Source organism: Phycisphaerae bacterium (genome assembly GCA_035384605.1).
Taxonomy (GTDB): Bacteria; Planctomycetota; Phycisphaerae; order UBA1845; family PWPN01; genus JAUCQB01.
The window spans coordinates 1-5645 of sequence record DAOOIV010000186.1 but is presented as its reverse complement, the minus strand read 5'-3'; the positions used below and the strand labels follow the sequence as shown (position 1 = coordinate 5645).

General features: G+C 61.2%; 5 protein-coding genes and 1 tRNA gene. 3 read left to right on the top strand and 3 right to left on the bottom strand.

Translation table 11 applies throughout. The features are described 5' to 3' along the window. On the bottom strand, positions 1–311 hold a 311-nt coding region (locus PLL20_21360), incomplete at its 3' end, for a proline--tRNA ligase (GenBank protein HPD32549.1). 211 nt (positions 312–522) lie between these two features. Between PLL20_21360 and PLL20_21355 the strand changes: the two genes are divergently transcribed. Then, positions 523–1527 (top strand): HD domain-containing protein, encoded by a 1005-nt coding sequence (locus tag PLL20_21355; protein HPD32548.1) that lies wholly within the window; start codon positions 523–525, stop codon positions 1525–1527. Positions 1528–1537: 10 nt separating this feature from the next. Then, positions 1538–1945 carry a VanZ family protein gene (locus PLL20_21350; protein HPD32547.1) on the top strand — a complete coding sequence of 136 codons (408 nt, stop codon included), beginning with the start codon at positions 1538–1540 and terminating at the stop codon, positions 1943–1945. 34 nt (positions 1946–1979) lie between these two features. On the opposite strand, the gene PLL20_21345 is transcribed toward PLL20_21350, so the two are convergent. Continuing rightward, entirely contained in the window at positions 1980–3692 is a 1713-nt protein-coding gene (locus PLL20_21345) for a hypothetical protein (GenBank protein HPD32546.1), read from the bottom strand. 884 nt (positions 3693–4576) lie between these two features. Here PLL20_21345 and PLL20_21340 point away from each other — a divergent pair. Next, a tRNA-Pro gene (locus PLL20_21340) sits at positions 4577–4651 on the top strand. Between the two features lie 716 nt (positions 4652–5367). Here the strand turns inward: PLL20_21340 and PLL20_21335 are convergent. Further along, positions 5368–5645 (bottom strand): hypothetical protein (locus PLL20_21335; protein HPD32545.1); only part of this gene is annotated, 278 nt, incomplete at its 5' end.

Here is a 5645-nt window from a genome sequence, read left to right as displayed (position 1 = left end):
CCGGTCTGCCAACCGCTGCCCTTGATCCGCATCAGGACCTCGCCCATGGCCTCGGCACGGCCGGTCTCCTCCCATAAAGACAACGGTTGCAAGGCGGGCATGTGCAGCTCGATCGCCCCGGCGGCGTTCATCTCCTCGCGAATGATCTCCTCGATCTTGCGAAGGCACCGGTATCCGAGCGGCAAATAGGTGTATGAGCCGGCCGCCACTTGCCGGACCAGCCCTGCCCGAATGGCCAAAACGTGTGATGCGGCCACGGCGTCCGCCGGCGACTCTTTGACGGTTGGAATGAAATACTGTGACCAGAGCATGCGTACCTCTCAATGTCAGTGAGCCAGGGGTGAACCTTTTTAACGATCATGGGCCGTGGACGCAAGCCGCCCCTGACTCCGGCAGCCGATGCTGCGCCTGCTCCGGCGGCAAGACGGATATGCCTCAAACGTGGCAAGATGACCAAAGAGCGGTTATGCTGATCGTGGCCGCCGCGGTTTCGCCCCCTCGGCGCCGCATGGAAGGAGCGACATGAACAAGACTTCAGGCACAAAAACAAGACAATTCATTAAGGATCTGACCGCCGGCGCCTTTCTTGAAGACCAGGTATTCCTGATCTCCGCCAAAGACCTCCGGACGACCTCCAACGGTTCCCTGTACATCCACTGCGTGTTGGCCGACAAGACCGGCCAACTCCTGGGTCGGATCTGGCAGGCGACCGAGCCCATGTTCGAGCAGATGCCCGAGGGCGGCTTCATGCGATTCAAGGGGCGAGTCGAAAACTACAAGGGTTCGCTCCAGTTCATCGTCGACGGCATGAGGCCGGTCGATCCGAAGAGCGTGGACCTCTCCGAGTTCATCCCGCACACCCAGGAAGACGTCGCGGCAATGTTTGCCCGTGTCAAGGAGATCCTGCGTCAGGTCAAGAACAAGCACCTGCTCAACCTTGCTAAGCAGTTTATCCTGGACGAGCCCCTCATGGAGCGCTTCCGGCAGTCGCCCGCCGCAATGCAGATGCATCACGCCTACGTGGGCGGGCTCCTCGAGCACACCCGCAACGTGCTCGAACTGGCCCTCCTCGTCATGCCTCGCTACCCCGCCGTCAGCTTGGACTTGGTTCTGGTCGGCATCTTCCTGCACGACATCGGCAAGACCGCTGAGCTGCGGTGCGAAACAAGCTTCCAGTACACCAACGAGGGACAACTGGTCGGACATATCGTCCAGGCCGCGATCTGGGTCCAGGAGAAAGCTAAGGCGGTCGAGGCCGAGACCGGTGAGCCGTTCCCGGCCGACGTCAAGAACGCCTTGCAGCACATCATCCTCGCCCACCACGGCATGTACGAATTCGGCAGCCCTAAGCTCCCCATGATGCCCGAGGCCGTCGCGGTCCACTATCTCGATAACCTGGACGCCAAGCTCAACATGTTCATGACCAGAATCGGGGCGGACCCCGATCCGGCAAGCGACTGGACCGAGTACGTCCGCGGCCTCGATGTGAAGATCTTCAAGAAGGACGTCATGGGCATACGGCGATGACGAGGACCTGATGCGCGGTTGCAGATGGACCGCAAGTGTCGCTGTGCGTCGCTGGATCTTCCTGGCGTATTGGTTCACCATGTTTGCCGGGACCCACACGCCGCGCCTTGAGATCATCAGACCCGAGGTGTTCCGCATTCCACATGCCGACAAAGTGATACATTTTTGCATGTTCGCCGGTTGGATGTCGCTGTGTTGGTGGCTGCTGCGGTCGCCGCGGGGCAGGCCCGGCCGCAGGGCCGTCACGGGCGCGTTCTTGGCAGGCGCCCTTTACGCCGCTTTTGACGAGCTGACGCAATCGTTGGTCGGACGTGACACTTCATTTGGCGATTTCCTCGCGGACATCGCCGGAATGCTGGCGGCCCTCTGGGTGCTGGAAGCCTGGCATCGCCGCCAAACCTCTCGCAAGACGGCCTGAACAGCGTCCGGGCGGTCGCCCGGCGATCCGGCTTCTACTCCGCCTCGATCCGCACGTTGTCCAGCATGAACGTCGCGGTCGCTTTTTCCAGAGAACCTTCCGAGCGACACTGAACAAACACGCGGATCACGCTGTTGGCGGCCTTCGCGGAAAGCGAGGCGTCATCCCAGAAGCGGGGTGTCTCCTCCCAGGACGACCATTGCACACCGACGGCGCCCGGTTGGCTCTGCCCCTCGGGGCCGATGCCCAGCCGCGATAAAACCTTGACGGAATCTGCCGTGGCATTCCCGAACCAGGAAACGCTGATCCTGACCTCTTGACCCCGTTCGACGGCAACCAGAGTGCTCAACGTGCTGTCCAGCGCCGCGTGGCCCCGTTCGCCCGCCGCATAGACAACCTGGGCGTGCTTGCCGTAAACCAGATGCGTCAACGGGATGAGAGCAGCATCCGTACAGAATCCCTCTCCGTCAATCCTCCATCCCTTGGCGATGCCGGCAAAGAATCCCTCGTCGAAGTCCCCATTGAACACCGCCGGGCCCGGCGACCTTATCTCATAGTCGGCCGACTTGATGCTCTTGGCTCGTCCGCCGCGTTCACACACGGTCTCGATGCTGTACCGATAAACCTTGTCCGGCTGAATGCCGTCAAACTCAGCTCGCTGCTCCGTCGCCGGCTCAGTCACCGTTCGCGTGACCGCTGTCGAGGAATCCGGCCCCTGCAGCATAACCTTGCCCCTTGTGGGCTGGAGTGTTCGCCAAGTGATTACCAGCCGATCGGCGGCGGAAAAGTCGGCTTTGATCTCGCAGGGGGGATAGGCTCCGAAGCGAGACGCTCCCTGAAAGGCATGAAAGGACGGCCTCGGCCGCAGATTCGTATCAACCAGTCCAAAACCCGTCGCATGGTTTTCAAAATCGGCAATGCACAGATACACGGCCGCCTGTACGTCGCTCCAGCCTGGCGATATGAAGGCTTCCAACACCGCCGCAAGTCGCGAAGCCTGCTCCGCTGGCGGAGTGTTGCCCGTATGCCAGCCGTACTCGGTCAGCCAGAAAGGTTTGTCCCCGTCGCCGTTGGCCTTCAGCAGCCAGCGCAGGGCATCCAGCTTGGCCCGCATGATCTGCGGGGTATCGCTGTAGGGATGGTCGCTGATCACGTCAAAAAGCGGTCCGGAGATGTTCTGTTTCTTCTGTTCTTCGTAGATCTTGCGTACGAAAATCGGCGCATGGCCCTCAGCGTCGTCAAGTGATCCCATGGACAGGATGCAATCCGGGTTTCCCTTCTTCAAAGCGTCGTAGCAAACCTTGAGGACGGGCAAATACTCATCTGCCCGGTTGAAGCCTTCAAAGAAGTACCACCCGCAGCCGTTCTGTTCATTCCACAACTGAAAGTACTTGACCTTGCCCTTGGTCCGCCTGGCCAGGTCGGTGCAAAAATCGCCGAACTCAGGCAGCAGTTCCGTCCGGTAGGGGTGCAGGTGTGTGGGCTGGTCGTCCGGGCTGGCCCACGCCGGGGTGTTGACGATGCACACGATGGGTTCCTGGCCGTATTTCAAAGCCAAGGCCACGTCGCGGTCGAATTCCCTCCAGTCCCGTTTGCCTCGCTCCGCCTCGATATCGCGAGGACTGGCCGTCAGCCGCACGCATGTTCCCCCCGCCTCGCGGATGCGTTGGTAAAGCGCCTCATCATAGCCGGCCGGGTTGTACAAAGGGGCGGGATTGCCCACACGGTTGACGCCGAAGACCAGCATCCGAGCATCATCCTCCGCCGGTTGAGACGCAGCGTATGCTTCGGTCGGCCGTGTGACGGCAGAGACTTCACCGGCTTCGGTCGAATCGTTTGCAGGCTTGTGCGCGGGTGGGCGGGCAGCCTGGTGGCACCCCGCAAGAAGCAATCCCAGAACTCCAACGGCTGAGAACCTGCCCCGAAACCTCTGTGCCGCCGACTTGCGGCCCCTCGCCTTTGGAACCTCACGGCCGGACATCAGGGCGCCTTGCGCGCATGTTGCCGCACGGCGGCGCGCTTGGCTTGCGGCCCGCAAGAAGACGGTTCGCCTTCGGGGTTTTGCCTTGGCCTCTTCCGTCGAGACTGGTGCGCAATTGGCGCGCATGTTTCTGGCTCGCAGTACGCCTGGGTTGCGGTCCGCCTCAGGCTTTAAGCAGCGACTCATAACGACCTCTGAATCGTATGTTCTTATCTCCGCCTTCCCGCAAACCGACAGTATTCTACCAGTCCGCAGGGGCGCCGCCAAAGGGCCGCGGAAACAACCTTTCAGGACCTCGGAGGCCCCGCAACTCGCACCACGTTGCCAAACAGGTGCCTTGCCTTGCGGGATGAGCTTTTAGCCTGTCGTCGGCCGACACTGTGGGACACGCTTCCAGTCTGCCACAGGCTTTGTGGGACGGATTTCCATTCTGTCACGCCGTGTGGGACAAGCTTCCAGCCTGTCATTGGCCGGCACTCTGGAACACGCTTCCAGCCGGTCATCCGCGTTGCCCATCCTTGCCCTTGCCCATCGCACGCCGCTCTGAAAAAGCTGCCGAAAGCCCATCGGACCCTTGCCGGCTATGCTCGGTACGCACGGGTACGCACGGCTTGCTTTTCGCCCGCCGCAGGATAATATCAATAACTGACCGGGGCGTAGCTCAGCCTGGCTAGAGCGCTTGGTTCGGGACCAAGAGGTCGCTGGTTCAAATCCAGTCGCCCCGATTGGTGGATAACTCCCGCCGAATGCGTGACTTACGCATACCTGCCATTCGTGGTTCAGTGCGGCAAACTAAGGGTTTTTGCGCGGAGCGCGCTCCGCGCAAACGAGCAAGGAGCCGCATATGCCACGTCATTCTCAAAGGCCTCCGAGCTACCGGAGACGGGTGGTGCGGGGCAAACCAATCGCTTATGTCACCTTACGAGATTCAGCCACAGGTCGTCGTCGCGACTATTGGCTCGGCGAATATGGCACACCCGAGAGCCGCGCGCGCTACGCCCGGTTGTTGGCCGAGTGGGAAACACGGCAATCTCTGCCGCAGCCGACAGGCGCAATTCGTCCAGCCGACGGACGGACGGGAACCCAATTGGTGGCCGAATATTGGCAAGCCCTCCAAGGACAGTACAGTCACTCGTACGAGTCCATGTTGAGGATCGCGCTGCGACGCTGGCGAGAACATTTCGGTCGCATGCCTGCAGTAACGATCGGTCCGGCCGCACTGCGTGACTGGTGTGCTACAATCGCTCATACCATATCGTCGGACGCGGCCGCACGACATACGACGATCATCATTGCGATGTATCGATGGGCTGTGGCACGGGAGCTGTTCCCGATCGAGGTCTACCAACGACCGAAGACAATCGAGCCCCTGCGACAGAAGCGACGCCAGCCAGTCGGGCCTGCTCCATTGCGGGCTGTTGCTGCAGTTCGAGATCGTGTCTCAGCGCAAGTTCGTGCCATGATCGACCTGCAATTGCTGACCGGCATGCGCCCGGGTCACGGCACCTCGTGGCGGCACGGGTCGACGGTGTCCGCTGGTGTGGACGGCGGGTTGTCGAGCCGATCTTCGCAGTTTGCATCGGAAAACAGCCCCTATCTCATCGAAATACGTATAGTGTCCCCCGATTTCCCACAGACTGCGGGCACCAGTCTCGGGCCGTGTGGGGTAGGTCATGCCGACCAGCCGATCGTAGTTGTAGGTGCCCGAGCCCTGGGGGC

Bases quoted from the DNA above. Each gene is read 5' to 3' on its own strand.
- PLL20_21355 (HPD32548.1), top strand. From the start codon at position 523: ATGAACAAGACTTCAGGCACAAAAACAAGACAATTCATTAAGGATCTG.
- PLL20_21350 (HPD32547.1), top strand. From the start codon at position 1,538: ATGCGCGGTTGCAGATGGACCGCAAGTGTCGCTGTGCGTCGCTGGATC.
- PLL20_21345 (HPD32546.1), bottom strand. From the start codon at position 3,692: ATGCTGGTCTTCGGCGTCAACCGTGTGGGCAATCCCGCCCCTTTGTAC.